Origin of the sequence: Actinomadura graeca, from assembly GCF_019175365.1 — a bacterium.
Lineage (GTDB): Bacteria > Actinomycetota > Actinomycetes > Streptosporangiales > Streptosporangiaceae > Spirillospora > Spirillospora graeca.
This window is the reverse complement of sequence record NZ_CP059572.1, coordinates 3,447,821-3,464,194: the sequence shown is the minus strand read 5'-3', so window position 1 is coordinate 3,464,194 and position 16,374 is coordinate 3,447,821. Positions and strand designations below refer to the sequence as shown.

The 16,374-nt window shown below is 72.3% G+C and carries 14 protein-coding genes; 10 read left to right on the top strand and 4 right to left on the bottom strand.

Going from position 1 to position 16,374, the window contains the following annotated elements:
• The first annotated feature begins 245 nt into the window (after nt 1-245).
• Together AGRA3207_RS15180 and AGRA3207_RS15175 are read left to right on the top strand one after the other, a co-directional pair.
• On the top strand, nt 246-1,097 hold the full coding sequence (locus AGRA3207_RS15180) for a biotin--[acetyl-CoA-carboxylase] ligase (RefSeq protein ID WP_231335271.1): 852 nt from the start codon (nt 246-248) through the stop codon (nt 1,095-1,097).
• Nucleotides 1,098-1,205: 108 nt separating this feature from the next.
• Nucleotides 1,206-2,240 carry an adenylate/guanylate cyclase domain-containing protein gene (locus tag AGRA3207_RS15175; protein ID WP_231335270.1) on the top strand — a complete coding sequence of 345 codons (1,035 nt, stop codon included), beginning with the start codon at nt 1,206-1,208 and terminating at the stop codon, nt 2,238-2,240.
• A gap of 96 nt (nt 2,241-2,336) precedes the next feature.
• On the opposite strand, the gene bfr is transcribed toward AGRA3207_RS15175, so the two are convergent.
• On the bottom strand, nt 2,337-2,834 hold the full coding sequence (gene bfr, locus AGRA3207_RS15170) for a bacterioferritin (RefSeq protein WP_231335269.1): 498 nt from the start codon (nt 2,832-2,834) through the stop codon (nt 2,337-2,339).
• A gap of 106 nt (nt 2,835-2,940) precedes the next feature.
• The gene (locus tag AGRA3207_RS15165) at nt 2,941-3,192 is read right to left on the bottom strand and encodes a hypothetical protein (protein WP_231335268.1); all 252 of its coding nucleotides are present in this window, start codon (nt 3,190-3,192) and stop codon (nt 2,941-2,943) included.
• Between the two features lie 245 nt (nt 3,193-3,437).
• Between AGRA3207_RS15165 and glgX the strand changes: the two genes are divergently transcribed.
• From glgX to AGRA3207_RS15140, 5 genes are all read left to right on the top strand, one after another.
• Nucleotides 3,438-5,624, top strand: coding sequence for a glycogen debranching protein GlgX (gene glgX, locus AGRA3207_RS15160; protein WP_231335267.1), 2,187 nt, complete (start codon nt 3,438-3,440; stop codon nt 5,622-5,624).
• Nucleotides 5,617-8,043, top strand: a complete 2,427-nt coding sequence (gene treY, locus AGRA3207_RS15155; RefSeq protein WP_231335266.1) for a malto-oligosyltrehalose synthase — start codon at nt 5,617-5,619, stop codon at nt 8,041-8,043. Before glgX ends, treY begins: the two co-directional genes overlap by 8 nt.
• Nucleotides 8,040-9,818 (top strand): malto-oligosyltrehalose trehalohydrolase, encoded by a 1,779-nt coding sequence (treZ, locus tag AGRA3207_RS15150; protein WP_231335265.1) that lies wholly within the window; start codon nt 8,040-8,042, stop codon nt 9,816-9,818. Before treY ends, treZ begins: the two co-directional genes overlap by 4 nt.
• Nucleotides 9,819-9,969: 151 nt before the next feature.
• The gene (locus tag AGRA3207_RS15145; protein WP_026402549.1) at nt 9,970-10,641 is read left to right on the top strand and encodes a response regulator transcription factor; all 672 of its coding nucleotides are present in this window, start codon (nt 9,970-9,972) and stop codon (nt 10,639-10,641) included.
• Between the two features lie 96 nt (nt 10,642-10,737).
• On the top strand, nt 10,738-12,012 hold the full coding sequence (locus AGRA3207_RS15140; RefSeq protein WP_231335264.1) for an ATP-binding protein: 1,275 nt from the start codon (nt 10,738-10,740) through the stop codon (nt 12,010-12,012).
• 61 nt (nt 12,013-12,073) lie between these two features.
• Here AGRA3207_RS15140 and AGRA3207_RS15135 read toward each other — a convergent pair whose 3' ends face one another.
• Nucleotides 12,074-12,727 (bottom strand): GtrA family protein, encoded by a 654-nt coding sequence (locus tag AGRA3207_RS15135; RefSeq protein ID WP_231335263.1) that lies wholly within the window; start codon nt 12,725-12,727, stop codon nt 12,074-12,076.
• A 261-nt stretch (nt 12,728-12,988) separates the two neighbouring features.
• On the opposite strand from AGRA3207_RS15135, the gene AGRA3207_RS15130 reads away from it, so the two are divergent.
• On the top strand, nt 12,989-14,128 hold the full coding sequence (locus tag AGRA3207_RS15130; RefSeq protein WP_231336302.1) for a 5-(carboxyamino)imidazole ribonucleotide synthase: 1,140 nt from the start codon (nt 12,989-12,991) through the stop codon (nt 14,126-14,128).
• Nucleotides 14,125-14,616 carry a 5-(carboxyamino)imidazole ribonucleotide mutase gene (gene purE, locus AGRA3207_RS15125; RefSeq protein WP_231335262.1) on the top strand — a complete coding sequence of 164 codons (492 nt, stop codon included), beginning with the start codon at nt 14,125-14,127 and terminating at the stop codon, nt 14,614-14,616. Before AGRA3207_RS15130 ends, purE begins: the two co-directional genes overlap by 4 nt.
• A 70-nt stretch (nt 14,617-14,686) precedes the next feature.
• On the opposite strand, the gene AGRA3207_RS15120 is transcribed toward purE, so the two are convergent.
• Nucleotides 14,687-15,103, bottom strand: a complete 417-nt coding sequence (locus AGRA3207_RS15120) for a CoA-binding protein (RefSeq protein WP_231335261.1) — start codon at nt 15,101-15,103, stop codon at nt 14,687-14,689.
• Between the two features lie 111 nt (nt 15,104-15,214).
• On the opposite strand from AGRA3207_RS15120, the gene AGRA3207_RS15115 reads away from it, so the two are divergent.
• Nucleotides 15,215-16,345: a methyltransferase domain-containing protein gene (locus AGRA3207_RS15115; RefSeq protein WP_231335260.1), complete on the top strand. Its 1,131-nt coding sequence runs from the start codon at nt 15,215-15,217 to the stop codon at nt 16,343-16,345.
• Nucleotides 16,346-16,374 lie beyond the last annotated feature (29 nt).

Here is a 16,374-nt window from a genome sequence, read left to right as displayed (position 1 = left end):
CGGACGCCCGGTGTGGTCGCTTCGTCTCGGTCTGGGGGCTTGCTGTGCGATCAGGGGCTTGCTTCGCTTTGCCCCTGCCTTCGGATGCGATCGGGCCGTTGGGGCCGTGGGGCGTGGAGGGTGGGCGTCCACAAGCTTGTTGTTGCGGGGAGAACGGGGGCGGAATGTCTTGGTGGTCGCCTGGTGGAGAAGGTGCGGGTGGGGGCTGGGCTGCTGTTGGTTCGATCTCACTGCACTATGGGTGTGTGAGCTATTCACCTTATGGCGATCTTGATCGTCCGCCGTTGCACGAGGGGGCGTTGCGCCGGGCGCTCGTCCGGCCCGGCGGGTTGTGGCGTGGGGTGCGGGTGGTGGACGAGACGGGGTCCACCAACGCCGATCTCGCGGGTTCGGCCGGGGACGGTGTGCCGGAGGGGGAGGTGCTCGTCACCGAGTCGCAGACCGCCGGGCGGGGGCGGCTCGGACGGCCCTGGGCGGCGCCGCCGCGGTCGGGGCTGATGTTCTCGATGCTGCTGCGGCCCGCGGTGCCGGTGCCGCTGCTCGGCTGGGCGCCGCTGCTGGCGGGCGTGGCGGTGGCGACCGCCGTCCGGAGGATGACCGCCTGGTCGGAGAACGAGGACGTGCCGGGCGGGGACGTCGCCGTGGACGCGCGGCTGAAGTGGCCGAACGACCTGCTGGTGGGGGACCGGAAGCTCGCGGGCATCCTCGCGGAGAAGGCCGGCGACGCGCTGATCATGGGGATCGGGCTGAACGTGGGGCTGCGGGAGGCGGAGCTGCCGGTGCCGACGGCGACGTCCCTGGCGATCGAGGGCGCGCCGTTGAGCGACCGGGCGCCGCTGCTGCGGGCGATCCTGCGCGAGTTCGAGACCTGGTACCGGGAGTGGACGGCCCTTGACGGCGACCCGGAGACCAGTGGGCTGCGGACGGCCTACAAGGACCTGTGCGCCACGCTCGGCCGTGAGGTGCGGGTCGAGCTGCCCGGGGACGGGACGCTGGCCGGGACGGCGCGGGACGTCGACGGGGCGGGGCGGCTGGTCGTGGCCGGGCCCCGGGGGGACAGGGTGATCAGCGCGGGCGATGTGGTGCACGTCCGGTGAACAGCCCGGGTGGAACCACCGAACGGCGTCGGATCTGCGACGATATGTCGTGGTACCCGACCACAAAGCCGCAGGCGGGGCCCACGGCGGCGGATTGAAGGGCGGCAGATGGCAGCCGGATCGCCGGATCCGAAGGAGATCGAGGAGCTCCTCCTCGGGGGCGAGCTGCGCTACACGCGCGTGGACGCCGTCCGGCTCTCGGGCGTGACCCGGGAGTTCTCCGGCCGGCTGTGGCGCGCCTTCGGCTATCCGTCGATGCCGGACGAGGCCGTCGCCTACACCGAGGGGGACGTGGCCGCGCTGGACCGCATCCGCCGGCTGATGGACGAGGGCGTCCTCGACGAGGACGGCGTGATCCGGCTCGTCCGCGCGTTCGGGCAGACGATGACCCGCCTGGCCGAGTGGCAGGTCAACCTGCTGCGCGGCATGATCGACCGGGATCTGAACGATCAGCCGTTCCCGGACGCCGTGGAGGCGATCGCCAGCATCGCCGAGAAGCACATCGGCGAGTTCGAGCCGCTGGTCGTGCACGCGTGGCGGCGCCAGCTCGCGGCGGCCGGGACGCGGGCGATGGCGGCGGCGGCCACCCGGGAGAACGGCGATCCGGCGGGACGGCCGATGACCACGGTCGGGTTCGCCGACATGGTGTCGTTCACCCAGGTCAGCCGGGAGCTGGAGGAGATCGAGCTGGCCCGCGTGGTGGAGTGGTTCGAGGAGACCGCCGCCGACATCATCGCCTCCTGCGGGGGGCGGCTGGTCAAGACGCTGGGCGATGAGGTGCTGTTCAGCGCGGAGACGCCGGAGATCGGCGCGGAGATCGCGCTGACCGTCGCGGCCGCCATCCAGGACGAGACGGAGGTCCCGGACGTGCGGGTGGGGGTGGCGCACGGGCCCGTCCTGCCGCTGATGGGGGACGTCTTCGGCACGACGGTGAACCTCGCCGCGCGGCTGACCTCGCTCGCCCGCCCCGGCTCGGTGGTGATCGACACCGAGCTGGCGGCCCGGCTGGAGGACGACCCCGCCTACGAGGTGACCCGGATCGTCCGGCGCCCGGTGCGCGGCCTCGGGATCATCCAGCCGTACGTCCTGCGCCGCCGGACCGCGCCGAAGCCCGCCGGCAACGGCGTCACGCCCGGTTCCTAGCCTGCGCGGAGCCCGCCGGTGGCCGGGCGAACCCGCGTGAGGCGATGCCGGAGGCGGGCCTCACGCGGGATGATCGCTCGCACAGGCGCGGTCGGGCTAGATGGGGCTCGGGCCGTCTTCACCGGGGGAGTCGGTGAGGCGCTGGAGGTAGTTCTGCTCGCCCAGGGCCCGGACGAGGGCGATCTCGGTCTCCAGGTAGTCGATGTGCTGTTCCTCGTCGGCGAGGATCTCCTCGAAGATCCGCGCGGAGGTGATGTCGCCGCGTGAGCGCATCAGCTCGACGCCGGGGCGCAGGCGTGCCACGGCCTCCAGTTCGACCTGGAGGTCCGCCTCCAGCTGCTCGAAGACGGTCTGGCCGATGCGGAGGGTGCCGAGCTTCTGGTAGTTCGGCAGTCCCTCCAGGAACAGGATCCGGTCGGTCAGCCGCTCGGCGTGCCGCATCTCGTCGATCGACTCGTCGCGGGTGTGCCGTGCGATCCGCGTGTAGCCCCAGTTCTGCTGCATCTTGGCATGCAGGAAGTACTGGTTGATCGCGGTCAGCTCGGCGGTGAGCTGCTCGTTCAGCAGAGCGATGATGTCCTTGTCGCCTTCCATATCGCCCCATGCTTCCATGGCCCGCGGGTTGTGGACAGCACTGACCCCCGTACGGCGCGTGTCCGCCCTGGTGTGGCAGGCCGTACGGGTGACCGGAAACCCGTGCTCAGGCGGCGGTCGGCGGCGCGGCTCCCCTTTCGGTGTCCTGCGTCAGGATCGGTGCGGGGACGGCCGCCGGGGCGGGATCCGGGACGGCCGTGAAGGGGAGGGGCCCGCCGGTGAGGGCGTCCGCCAGCTCGCTCGCGGTGCGGTACTCGCTGACCATGGCGTGGATGCGCTTGGTGCAGGAGCCGCAGCCGGGCAGCATGCCGCAGGCCGCCTTGACCTGCTTGGCGGTCGTGCAGGCGCCTTTCGCCATGCAGCTGTGAACGTCGTCCTCCGTGACGGCGTTGCAGACGCAGACGTACATCCGGTGGGGGACCTCTCGTGCGGGCTACTTGACAGGCTGGACGCCCGTGAGCTGCGGGCTTAGGGCATCCTCAATAAGGTAAGGCTCCCCTAAGGTAACCCACTGCCGTCCGATCTGGCCAGTGACCCCCTGTCCGGTGTGAGCCAACCCTCAGGGGGAAGGGCTTTCGTCGCATTAGGACGGAAGGCGGGACATTGGACCAGATTTGGCCCGGCGGCGCGTATCCACTCGGCGCCCGGTTCGACGGCGCGGGCACGAACTTCGCCGTCTTCTCCGAGGTCGCCGAGCGGGTGGAGTTGTGCCTGTTCGACGGACCGGACGGCGAAGAGGAGACACGGCTGACGCTCCCCGAGGTGGACGCGTTCGTATGGCACGGCTATCTCCCGGGAGTCATGCCGGGACGGCGGTACGGGTACCGGGTGCACGGCCCCTACGATCCGCCGCGGGGGCACCGGTGCAACCCGGCGAAGCTGCTGCTCGACCCGTACGCGCAGGCGGTGGAGGGGACGGTCGACTGGGACGAGTCGTGCTTCGGCTACCGGTTCGGGGATCCCTGGTCGCTGAACCCCGATGACTCGGCGGGGCACACGATGCGCTCGGTGGTCGTGAGCCCGTACTTCGACTGGGGCGACGACCGGCCGCCGCGGATCCCCTACCACGAGACGGTGATCTACGAGGCGCACGTCAAGGGGCTCACGGCGCGGCATCCGGACGTCCCGCCCGGCCTGCGCGGCACGTACGCGGGGCTCGCCCATCCGGTGATCACCGATCATCTGCGGTCGCTGGGGGTGACGGCGGTGGAGCTGATGCCCGTCCACCAGTTCGTCCACGACGACGCGCTGATCCAGCGGGGGCTGCGCAACTACTGGGGCTACAACACCATCGGCTTCTTCGCGCCGCACGCCGAGTACTCCTCCTCGGGGCACCGGGGCGAGCAGGTGCTGGAGTTCAAGGCGATGGTGAAGGCGCTGCACGAGGCGGGCATCGAGGTGATCCTGGACGTCGTCTACAACCACACCGCCGAGGGCAACCACCTGGGGCCGACGCTGTCGTTCCGGGGGATCGACAACGCCGCCTACTACCGGCTCACCGAGGGCGACGCGCGGTACTACATGGACACGACGGGCACCGGGAACAGCCTGCTGATGCGCGGCCCGCACGTCCTCCAGATGATCATGGACTCGCTGCGGTACTGGGTGACCGAGATGCACGTGGACGGGTTCCGGTTCGACCTCGCGGCGACGCTGGCGCGTGAGCTGCACGCGGTGGACCGGCTGTCGGCGTTCTTCGACCTCGTCCAGCAGGACCCGGTGGTCTCGCAGGTCAAGCTGATCGCCGAGCCGTGGGACGTCGGGGAGGGCGGCTACCAGGTCGGCAACTTCCCGCCGCTGTGGACGGAGTGGAACGGCAAGTTCCGCGACACCATGCGCGACTTCTGGCGCGGGCAGCCGGGGACGATGCCGGAGTTCGGGTCCCGGCTGACCGGATCGTCGGACCTGTACGCCGACGACGGCCGCCGCCCGATCGCCTCGATCAACTTCGTGACCTGCCACGACGGGTTCACCCTGCACGATCTCGTGTCCTACGACGGCAAGCACAACGAGGCCAACGGCGAGGGCAACCGGGACGGCACCGACGACAACCGGTCGTGGAACTGCGGCCACGAGGGCCCGGTGGACGACCTGGACGTGATCGCCCTGCGCGAGCGCCAGAAGCGCAACCTCCTGACCGTGCTGTTCCTCTCGCAGGGCGTCCCGATGCTGTCGCACGGCGACGAGCTGGGCCGCACCCAGGGCGGCAACAACAACGCCTACTGCCAGGACAGCGAGATCTCCTGGGTCGACTGGACGGGCCTGCGCGACGACACCTTCTTCGACGAGCGGGGGCCGCTGCTGGACTTCGTCCGGCGCGTGTCCGAGCTGCGGACCGCGCATCCGGTGTTCCGGCGGCGGCGCTTCTTCCGGGGGGACCGGCGCAGGGTGGAGCCGCGCCAGGGCAAGGGCGGCGTGCGCGCGGGCACCGGCCCGTCCATCGAGGACCTCCCCGACCTCGTGTGGTTCACCCCCGGCGGCGACGAGATGGCCGACAGGGACTGGTCGGCCGGTTTCAACAAGTCGGTGAACGTGTTCCTGAACGGCGACGCGATCGGGGAGCCCGATCCGCGCGGCCGGCGGATCCGCGACGACTCGTTCCTGCTCCTGATCAACGCGCACGACGGCGACCTGCCGTTCGTGCTGCCCCCCGTCTCCTACGGCCAGATGTGGATCAAGGTGCTCGACACCGCCGACCCGCTGCTGGCCGAGGAGGAGTCACCCGTGGTGAAGCACCGCGAGACCGTCCCGGTCGGCGCCCGCTCCATCCAGGTGCTCCGCCGTGTTTGACGATGCCCCGCCCGATGATGCCCTGTTCGAAAAAGCGCTGTTCGACGATGTCCAGTTCGACGATGCCGTGCCGGATGCCGTGGCCGAGGCCGCCGAGCCCGCCGAGCCCGTCATCGAGGAACCGCTCCCCGACGACGAACCCCCCGAGGAAACAGTGTCCGAGGAACACACGGCCGAGGAGGCCGTACCGGCGGAGGACGACTTCGCCGCACCCCCATCAGGGACCTACCGGCTCCAGCTCCGCGGCACGCCGGACGGTCATTTCGGCTTCGCCGAAGCCTCCGCCCTTGCGCCGTACCTCGCGGCCCTTGGCGTGTCGCACGTGTACCTGTCGCCGATACTCCAGGCCGCCCCCGGGTCCACGCACGGCTACGACGTCGTGGACCACGCCCGGCTCTCGGACGAGCTCGGCGGCCCGGAGGCGTTCGGCGCGATGGCGGCCCGGTTCCGCGCGCACGGGCTGCGCCTGCTCGTGGACGTCGTGCCCAACCACATGGCGGTCCCGGAGCGGCGCGACCTGAACGCGCCCCTGGCCGCGGTGCTCGCGGAGGGGCCGTCGTCGCCGTACGCGCGGTGGTTCGACGTCGACTGGGACGCGGGCGGAGGGAGGATCGTCCTGCCGGGCGACGGCGAGCCGAACTACCGGCGGTTCTTCGACATCTCCGGACTGATCGGCCTGCGCCAGGAGGAGCCGGAGGTGTTCGACCGCACGCACGCGCTGCTGCTCCGCCTGGTCGCGGACGGGCAGGTGGACGGCCTGCGGATCGACCATCCCGACGGGCTCGCCGACCCGCGCGGCTATCTGCGGCGGCTGGCCGAGGCCGCGCCGGACGGCTGGGTGCTCGTCGAGAAGATCACCGAAGGCGAGGAGCGGCTCCCGGCGGACTGGCCGTGCGCGGGCACCACCGGGTACGACTCGCTCGGCATGGTCGGCGGGCTGTTCGTCGACCCGGACGGGGAGAAGCCGCTCACCGACCTCTACGTCTCCCTGACCGGCGGGCCGGACGGGTTCGAGGAGGTCGAGCGGGCCGGGCGCCTGCACGCGGCCGAGCACGGGCTGAGGCCGGAGATCGACCGGCTGCTGCGCGTCCTGCGCAGGGTCGCCGGGACGGACCGTCCGGGCCTGGAGCGCGCGCTCGTGGAGCTCCTGGTGGCCATGCCGGTTTACCGCGCCTACGTCGTCCCAGGCGAGGACGCGCCGCCGCAGGCCGTCCAGGTGCTGGAGGAGGCCGCGCGGCGCGCGCGCGGGCATCTGCCTAAAGAACTCCATCCGGACCTGGAGACGGTCCTGTCGCTGGCGTTGGGACGGGGTGAGACCACGGACGCCGAGTTCATCATCCGGTTCCAGCAGACGGCGGCGCCACTGGCGGCCAAGGGCGTGGAGGACACGGCGTTCTACCGGTGGAACCGGATGGCCGCGCTCAACGAGGTCGGCGGCGCGCCCGGCCGGTTCTCCGTGCACGCGGCCGATTTCCACGCGCACTGCATCCGGCTGGCGCGTGACCGGCCGTCGACGATGACCACGCTGTCCACGCACGACACCAAGCGCGAGGAGGACGTGCGCGCGTGGCTGGCGGTCCTGGCGGAGCTCCCGGGGGAGTGGGCGCAGGCCGTGGTCAGGTGGTGGAACTGGTGGGGCCCGGATGCGTCGCCGCTGGAACCGGACCTGGAATACCTGCTGTGGCAGACGCTCGTGGGCGCATGGCCGCTCACCTACGACCGGCTGGCGGAGTTCCTCCTCAAGGCGATGCGCGAGGCCAAGACCCGCACGTCGTGGGTGGACGGGGACGCCGCCTACGAGGAGGCCGTCCTCGCCTACGCACGGCGTGTCCTGGACGACGCCGACCTCGTCACGGACATGACGTCGTTCGTGCGGCGGCTCGCCCCGTACGCGCGGGTGAACGCGCTGGGGCAGAAGCTCGTGCAGCTCGCCATGCCGGGCGTCCCGGACGTCTACCAGGGCTGCGAGCTGACCGGCCTCTCGCTCGTCGACCCGGACAACCGGCGGCCGGTGGACTACGGGCGCCGCCGCGAGCGGCTGTTCCGGCTCGACACCGGCCGGCAGCCGAAGGACGTGGACGACGAGAAGCTCCTGGTCACCTCCCGGACGCTGCGGCTGCGCCGGTCGCGTCCCGAGTGGTTCGGCCCCGGCGCCCGGCATGAGCCCGTCGCGGCGCACGGTCCCGCCGCCGAGCACGTCGTGGCGTTCGCCCGCGGCGGCGCCGTCGCGGTCGCGACGCGCCTGCCGGTGGGCCTGGAGCGCCGCGGCGGCTGGGCCGGGACGACGGTGGACGTCGGCCGCCAGGGCTGGCGGGACGTCCTGACCGGCGCGACGCTGTGGGGCCCCGGCCTCGACGCCGCCCGCCTGTTCGCCCACCTGCCCGTCGCGCTGCTGGTCCCGAGGGAGATCGACCGGTGAGCGCGCGCTTCGAGGTGTGGGCGCCGGACGTCCGGCGGATCGGTGTGGTGGCGGGCGGCGACCCGTACCCCATGAACGCTCTAGAAGGACGTCCCGGCTGGTGGTACGCGGACGTTCCGACCGCGGAGCACGGCACGGACTACGGCTTCGTCTTGGACGGAGCCGATGAGGTCTTGCCGGACCCTCGTTCCCTCTGGCAGCCGCATGGCGTGCACGGGCAGAGCCGTGTGTACGACCACAACGGGTTCATCTGGAGCGACGGCCACTGGCACGGACGGCCCCTTCCCGGCAGCGTCCTGTACGAACTGCACGTCGGCACGTTCACCCCCGAAGGAACCTTCGATGCGGCCGTCGAACGCCTTCCGCATCTGGTCTCCCTGGGGATCGACACGGTCGAGCTTCTGCCCGTCGCTTCGTTCCCCGGCCACCATGGTTGGGGATACGACGGCGTCCACCTGTGGGCGCCGCACGAGCCCTACGGCGGCCCGGACGGGCTGAAACGCTTCGTGAACGCCGCACACGCCCATGGCCTCGCCGTCGTCTTGGACGTCGTCTACAACCACCTGGGCCCGGACGGGAACCGCCTCGCCTCCTACGGGCCGTACTTCACCGCCGCCCACACCACCCCCTGGGGCCAAGCGGTGAACTTCGACCAGGAGGGCTCGGACGAGGTCCGCGCGTTCGTCGTGCAGAACGCGCTGATGTGGCTGCGGGACTACCACTTGGACGGGCTGCGTCTGGACGCCGTCCACGCCATCGCCGACCACCGCGCCGTGCACATACTGGAGGAACTGGCGGACGCGGTGGCGGCGCTGTCGGCCCACGTGGGGCGTGAGCTGTTCCTCATCGCCGAGTCCGACCTGAACGACCCGCGGCTGGTGGCCTCCAGGGAGGCCGGCGGCTACGGGCTCGACGCGCAGTGGAACGACGACTTCCATCACGCCCTGCATGCGGCGCTGACAGGTGAGAGACAGGGCTACTACTGCGATTTCGGTGCATTGGAGATACTGAAGAAAGCCCTGACGAAGGTATTCGTCCATGACGGCACCATGTCGACGTATCGGGGACGGCACCACGGCCGTCCTGTGGACGTGCGAACCACTCCCGCGCACCGCTTCCTGGGTTTTCTGCAGAACCACGATCAGGTGGGAAATCGCGCGTCCGGGGATCGTGTCGGCGCGACGCTTTCGCCGGACCTGCTGAAGGTCGGAGCGGCGCTGCTGTTGCTCGCGCCGTTCACGCCCATGCTCTTCATGGGGGAGGAATGGGGCGCGTCCACCCCGTGGTGCTACTTCACCGACCACGTGGACCCGGCGCTGGCGCAAGCGGTGAGCGAGGGCCGCCGCAGGGAGTTCTCCCGCCACGGCTGGACGGGCGGCGTCCCCGATCCACAGGCTGTGGACACCTTCCGGAGTTCGGTCCTCGACTGGGCCGAGCCCGGCCGTCATCCCCATCGTGACCTGCTCGAATGGCATCAGGCCCTGATCGCGCTCCGGCGCGCCAGGCCGGAGCTGAACGACCCGGGCCCCGCGGCCATGGCCGTCGAGGTCGTGGAGACCACCGAGGGCGAGCGCCACCTGACGATGCGCCGCGGCGGCGTGTGCGTCGCGGCGAACCTGGGCGGCGGCCCGGTCCGGCTGGACGTGACCGGCCTCCCCGAGCCCCGGCTGCTGCTCGCCTCGAATCCGGCGATCACCGCGGAAAAGGGCGTCAACGGCGATTCTCGAACCGCCGTGGTGTCCCTTCCGGGCGCGTCGGTCGCGGTCCTCGGCTGACCAAGGGAGTCACCACGCGGGTGACATGCACGTTTACATCAGAAAACTACCCGAAATGGTGGTGTTCGAGGATGTACTACGAGTGGCAAACCGCAGGTCAAGAGCGCGGCGGCGGCGGGGCAATGTTCAAGAATGGTCATACGATCGGTCCATGACCTCAGTACTGCTCGCCGAGGACGACACGTCCATCTCCGAGCCTCTCGCCCGCGCGCTCCGTCGCGAGGGGTACACCGTCGAAGTCAGCCCGGACGGACCGCAGGCCCTGGAGCGGGCGCTCGGCGGCGGTGTCGACCTCATCGTCCTGGACCTGGGACTGCCCGAGCTGGACGGCCTCGAAGTGGCCCGCCGGGTGCGCGCCGAGGGGCACGGTGTCCCCATACTGATCCTGACCGCCCGCGCCGACGAGGTCGACACCGTCGTCGGGCTCGACGCGGGCGCCGACGACTACGTGACCAAGCCGTTCCGGCTGGCCGAGCTGCTCGCCCGGGTGCGGGCGCTGCTGCGCCGGGGCAGCACCGAGACCCCGATCGTCCAGGGGGTGCGGATCGACGCCGAGTCGCGCCGCGCCTGGATGGGCGAGCAGGAGCTCCAGCTCACCACCAAGGAGTTCGACCTGCTGCGCGTCCTCGTCCGCGACGCGGGCAAGGTCGTCACCCGCGAGCAGATCATGCGCGAGGTGTGGGACACCAACTGGTGGGGCTCGACCAAGACGCTCGACATGCACATTTCCTGGCTGCGCCGCAAACTCGGCGACGACGCCGGCAGTCCCCGCTACATCACCACCGTGCGGGGCGTCGGCTTCCGGTTCGAGCGCGGCGACTAGTCCCGGCCGCCATGGTCGGGCGGACCGTCCCCGGGCCTTCCCGAGAGGCCCGGGGGGACGTCGCGCGGCCGTGGCCACACCCTCCAAGGAGCCCTGATGAGGCGCCGACTCCTGCTGTCGACGCTCGCGGTGGCGGTCGTCGCGATACTGCTGCTCGGCATACCCCTCGCCTTCGCCACCCACAAGCTCATCTACGAGCAGGCCGCGCAGGCGCTCGACCGGGAGGCGTCCGCCATCGTCGGCGGCGTCGGCTACAGCCTCCAGACACGCCAGCCCCTGGCCGCCGACAAGATCGCCCAGGAGTATCCCGGCCGGTATATCGCCATCACCCTGCCGGACGGCCGGACGGTCCTCGCCGGCGGGCGGCCCGGCCGGGAGCGGATGCTGGAGGCCGCCGCGTCCGGGGCCGGGGTCACGGTGCGGGTGTCGCGCCCGGCAGCCGAGGTGCAGGACGGGGCGGTGCGGCTGCTCGTCCTGATCGGCAGCCTCGCGCTGTTCGGCGTCGCCGTCACCGTCGGCCTCGCGATGTTCCAGGCCCGCAAGCTGACCCTCCCGCTGATCGACCTCGCCGAGACCGCCGACCGGCTCGGCACCGGCAAGGCCCGCCCGCGCCGCCGCCGCTACGGCATCCCCGAGGTGGACCGCGTCGCCGAGGTGCTCGACCGCAGCGCCGTCCGGATCGCCGACCTGCTGGCCGCGAGCCGCGAGTTCGCCTCCGACGCCAGCCACCAGCTCCGCACGCCGCTCACCGCGCTGTCGATGCGGCTGGAGGAGATGATCGAGGCCGCCGACTACCCCGACGTCGTCCGGGAGGAGGGCGCCGCCGCCGTCGCGCAGACCGAGCGGCTCGTCGCGGTCGTCGAGCAGCTCCTCGCCCGCGCCCGGCACGACCGCACGGGCGGCGCGGTCGCCTCGCCCGTCGACGACATCATCGCCCAGCAGGTCGAGGAGTGGCGGCCCATCTTCCGCCGCGACGGCCGCGACGTCCGGATGGTCGGCGAGCAGGGCCTCGTCGGCATGACCAACCCCGAGGGCCTCTCGCAGATCGTCGCCACGCTGCTGGACAACTCGCTCATGCACGGCTCCGGCACCGTCACGATCAACACCAAGCCCGGCGCCGGGTCGGTCGTGGTCGAGGTCGGCGACGAGGGCTCGGGCATCCCGCCCGAGCTGGAGCCCCGGATCTTCGAACGCAGCGTCAGCGGCGGCAAGGGCACCGGCCTCGGGCTCTACCTGGCCCGCTCGCTGGCCGTGGTGGACGGGGGGCGGCTGGAACTCGTCCAGGCCCGCCCGGCGGTGTTCGGCGTGTTCCTCCGCCAGGCCGCGGACGCGCGCCTGGCGTCCGAGCGCGTGGTCATCGGGCCCGCCTGAGCCGACGCCCGGGTCCGTCCGGCGGCCCGCTCAGGAGCCGCCCGGGGCCGCCCGGTGCCGCTCAGCGGGAGCGGGTGAACTGGGCGTAGTCCCCGGCGGGGTGCGTGTCGATCGGGTGGCCGAGCCGGTGGGACGGGACGCCGCGGCCCCCCGCGCGGTGCACGCCCGGCGCGTCCCCGGCGGGCGCCTCTCCGGCGGGCCCGCCCGCCGCCGGACGCTCGTGCGGCCCATGGGGCTCGCGCGGCGCCTCGGGCAGGCCGGACGCCGGGTCCACGTGCGGGGAGGTCGTCGGCAGGAACACCCACTTCTTGTACGACCAGAAGCGGAACAGCGTCGCGACGCCGGTGCCGATCACCAGCGAGACGTTGTAGGAGATCGCGTCGCCCAGCCCCAGCACGTAGTGGGTGAACCCGATGAACAGCTCGGTGATCACCAGCCCGACGCCGTTCAGCGCGAAGAACAGCACGTACTCGCGTCCCAGGCCGGTGCGGTCGCGGTGGCGGAACGTCCAGTAGCGGTTGGCCAGGTAGGAGAACGTCGTGGCGACCACCGTGGCGATGCCGTTGGACGTCAGCGGGCCCATGCCCAGGCCGGTGTGCATCCCGTTGCCGAGCGCGACCGTGATCACGAACGCGATGGCGCCGACGCTGCCGAACTTCGCGAGCTCGCGCACCAGGTGCGCGAACTGCCGTTGGAGATTGGCGACCAGGCTCACGAAGGGGAACCGTCCTTCCGGACTTCGGCTACGGGCACCGCGTCAGTGGCGCGGCTGCGGCTGCGGAGGTATTGACGAGGATAGACGTACGTGGCCGCAGGGGCGTCGGAACATGAACGTTTCCGGCCGTCCGTGCCGTTTCCCTCCCCCCTGCCGGACGACCCACACACGATTGGACGCGGGGGGCGGCCGATTCGTTCGCACCCGGGTGGCCGGTAGCCTTCTGACGTGACGAATCCTGTGGACATGCCCGTGGTGGGGATGGCGGGTGGCGGCCAGCTGGCCCGGATGACCCAGCAGGCGGCGATCGCGCTGGGCGTGCCGCTGCGCGTGCTGGCCGGATCCGCCGGCGACTCGGCGGCCAAGGTCGTCGCGGACGCCCGGATCGGCGACGACCGGTCCCTGGACGACCTGCTCGCGTTCGCCAAGGGCTGCGACGTGGTCACCTTCGACCACGAGCACGTCCCCGGGCCGCACATCCAGAAGGTGGAGCGGTCGGGCGTGCCGTGCCGTCCGGATGCGGCCGCCCTCGCCCACGCGCAGGACAAGCTCGTCATGCGGGACCGGCTCAGCGCCCTGGGCGTACCGTGCCCCGCCTACGCGCACGTCCCGCCCGCCGCGCCGCTGGCGTTCCTGGAGGCGTTCGCGGAGGAGCACGGCTGGCCGCTCGTCATCAAGGCCACCCGGGGCGGCTACGACGGCAAGGGCGTCTGGATCGCCGAGGCCCTCGACCGCGAGACGGCGGAGATGGTCGGGAGGCTGCGCACCGAGGGCGTCGACCTGATGGTCGAGCGGCACGTCCCGTTCAGGCGGGAGCTGGCCGCCCTGGTCGCGCGCTCCCCGTACGGCCAGGGCGCCGCGTACCCGATCGTGGAGACCGTCCAGGAGGGCGGGATCTGCACCGAGGTGATCGCACCGGCCCCCGGCCTGGACGAGGACACGGCCGCCGAGGCGCAGCGCCTCGCGCTCGGCGTGGCCGACAGCCTCGGCGTCACCGGCCTGCTCGCGGTGGAGCTGTTCGAGACCCGCGACGGACTGCTGGTCAACGAGCTGGCCATGCGGCCGCACAACTCCGGCCACTGGACGATCGAGGGCGCCCGCACGTCCCAGTTCGAGCAGCACCTGCGGGCCGTCCTGGACCTGCCCCTGGGGTCCACCGAGCCCACGGCCCCCTGCACGGTCATGGCGAACGTGCTGGGCGGCGACGACCCGGACGTCTACCGCCGCTACATCCACGTGATGGCCCACGATCCCGCCGTCAAGGTGCACCTCTACGGCAAGGACGTGCGGCCGGGCCGCAAGATCGGCCACGTCACCGCGCTGGGCCGCGACCTGGACGAGGTCCGCGAGCGCGCGCGCCACGCGGCCGACTACCTGCGCTGGGGGGAGAAGAAGCGATGACGCCGCTGGTGGGCGTGGTGATGGGCAGCGACTCGGACTGGCCGGTCATGAAGGCCGCCGCCGAGGCGCTGGAGGAGTTCGGCGTCCCCTACGAGGCCGACGTCGTGTCCGCGCACCGGATGCCGCACGACATGATCGCCTACGGTGACGGCGCCGCGGGGCGCGGGCTGCGGGCGATCATCGCGGGGGCGGGCGGTGCCGCGCACCTGCCGGGGATGCTCGCCTCGGTGACGCCGCTGCCGGTGATCGGCGTGCCCGTCCCGCTGAAGTACCTGGACGGCATGGACTCGCTGCTGTCGATCGTCCAGATGCCCGCCGGGGTCCCCGTCGCGACGGTCGCCGTCGGCGCGGCGCGCAACGCCGGGCTCCTCGCCGTCCGGATCCTCGCCGCGTCCGACGGCGACCTCCAGGCGAAGATGACGGAGTTCCAGCGGGACCTCCACGCGCAGGCGAAGGCGAAGGGCGAGCGCCTCCGAGCGGGCCTCTGAGCGCCGCGCAGGAGGCTTCCCGGGCTCGGGGGCCTCAGAGGGCGGCTGCCGGGGCCTCAGGGGGCGGCCGTCATGCGCGGCGGGCCCATTCGATGGCGGGGCAGCGGTCCATGACGACGTCGAGCCCGGCGTCGCGGGCGCGCCTGGCGGCCTCCTCGTCCACCACCCCGAGGGGCAGCCACACCGCCCTCGCCCCGGCGGCGACGGCCTCGTCCACGACGCCGCCGGCGAACTCCGACCGCCGGTAGACGCCGACCACGTCGATGGGCGGCCCGGGCACTTCGGCCAGCGACGCGTACCCCCGCTCGCCCAGGACGGCCGCGCCGTCCGGATGCACCGGGACGATCCGCTTCCCGCGCCCCTGGAGGAGGCGGGCCTGCCGGTGGACCTCGCGGCCCGGGTCGCCGCTCAGCCCCACGAACGCCCACACCTCGGACTTCTCCAGCAGCCGCCCGATCACGCCGTCGTCGGCGAACTCGTCTCGCATGCCCGGACAACACCGTCCTCACTCCGATCGTTCCCGCGGCAAAGACCGGGAATGATTACCTATCGTGCGCGAGTCACTCCATAGAGTGATTCCCTGGTTTACGCTCTACCCGTGGACAGGGACGTCGACGGGCGGATCAGCGCACTGTGCGACGTTTACGCCGCGCAGGGCGTCCTGACCGACCCGGCATGGCGGGCGGCGCTCGGCGAGGTGCCGCGGCACTGGTTCGTGCCCGCCCGGGCCCGCGTCGTCCGCGGCGGCGGCCCCGGCCACGCGATCGACCGCGACCGTGACCCGGCGGCCTGGTGGGACGCGGTGTACTCCGACGCGGTGACGCCGTCCTGCGGCTCCCCCCGCGCCGTCCTGCACGCCCTGCACGCCCTCGCCCCGCGCGACCACGACCGGGTCCTGGAGGCAGGCACCGGCGCCGGGTGGACGGCTGCGCTGCTGTCGTGGCGGGTCGGCGGCGCGAACGTGACGTCGGTCGAGGCCGACGAACTGGTCGCGGCGCGGGCCGCGGCCGACCTCGCCGAGGCCGGGCACGGGCCGCACCTCTTCGTGGGGGACGAGGCGGCGGGCTTCCCCGACAACGCCCCCTACGACCGCGTGCACGTCACCCGCGGCGTCACCGCGATCGCCCGGGCGTGGCTGGAGCAGACCCGTCCGGGAGGCGTGATCGTGTGCCCCTGGACGCCCGCCTACGGCGGCGGCCACCTCGCCTGCCTCACCGTGGACGGGCAAGGCCGCGCGATCGGGCGGTTCCCGCACCTCTCGGGCGACACGATGGAGCGGGCCCGCCCCGCGTCGCCGTCCCTGGCCCAGTACGTGGGCGGCACCGAGCACGAGACAGAACGGGGCACCACGCTGCTGGACCCTCGCAGCGTCGCCTGGGACTCCTACGGCGCGGACCTGGCGATCGGCGCGCTGGTGCCCCGCGCGCGCAAGCACGTGTGCGCGGCGCGCGGCGACTCCGGCGAGCTGACGCTGTGGCTGCTGGAGACCGGCGCGCCCGGCGGATCATGGGCCAGCGTCGACTACGAGCCGGGCGCCGACCGGTTCGCCGTGGAGCAGTACGGCGGGCGCAGGCTGTGGGACGAGGTGTCCCGCGCCTACCTCCGCTGGGTCGCCTGGGGCCGCCCGGGCCGCGAGCGCTTCGGCCTCACCGCCCGCCCGGACGGGCACGACCTCTGGCTGGACACCCCCGGCAACGTCCTCGGCGGCGACGTCCCCGGCGGCGGCTGAGACGGGACGGCCCAGGCCCGGGGCCGGGG

Coding starts and splice junctions, on each gene's coding strand:
- purE (WP_231335262.1), top strand. CDS start 14,125: ATGACGCCGCTGGTGGGCGTGGTGATGGGCAGCGACTCGGACTGGCCG.
- bfr (WP_231335269.1), bottom strand. CDS start 2,834: ATGGAAGGCGACAAGGACATCATCGCTCTGCTGAACGAGCAGCTCACC.
- AGRA3207_RS15145 (WP_026402549.1), top strand. CDS start 9,970: ATGACCTCAGTACTGCTCGCCGAGGACGACACGTCCATCTCCGAGCCT.
- AGRA3207_RS15130 (WP_231336302.1), top strand. CDS start 12,989: ATGGCGGGTGGCGGCCAGCTGGCCCGGATGACCCAGCAGGCGGCGATC.
- AGRA3207_RS15120 (WP_231335261.1), bottom strand. CDS start 15,103: ATGCGAGACGAGTTCGCCGACGACGGCGTGATCGGGCGGCTGCTGGAG.
- AGRA3207_RS15175 (WP_231335270.1), top strand. CDS start 1,206: ATGGCAGCCGGATCGCCGGATCCGAAGGAGATCGAGGAGCTCCTCCTC.
- AGRA3207_RS15140 (WP_231335264.1), top strand. CDS start 10,738: ATGAGGCGCCGACTCCTGCTGTCGACGCTCGCGGTGGCGGTCGTCGCG.
- AGRA3207_RS15165 (WP_231335268.1), bottom strand. CDS start 3,192: ATGGCGAAAGGCGCCTGCACGACCGCCAAGCAGGTCAAGGCGGCCTGC.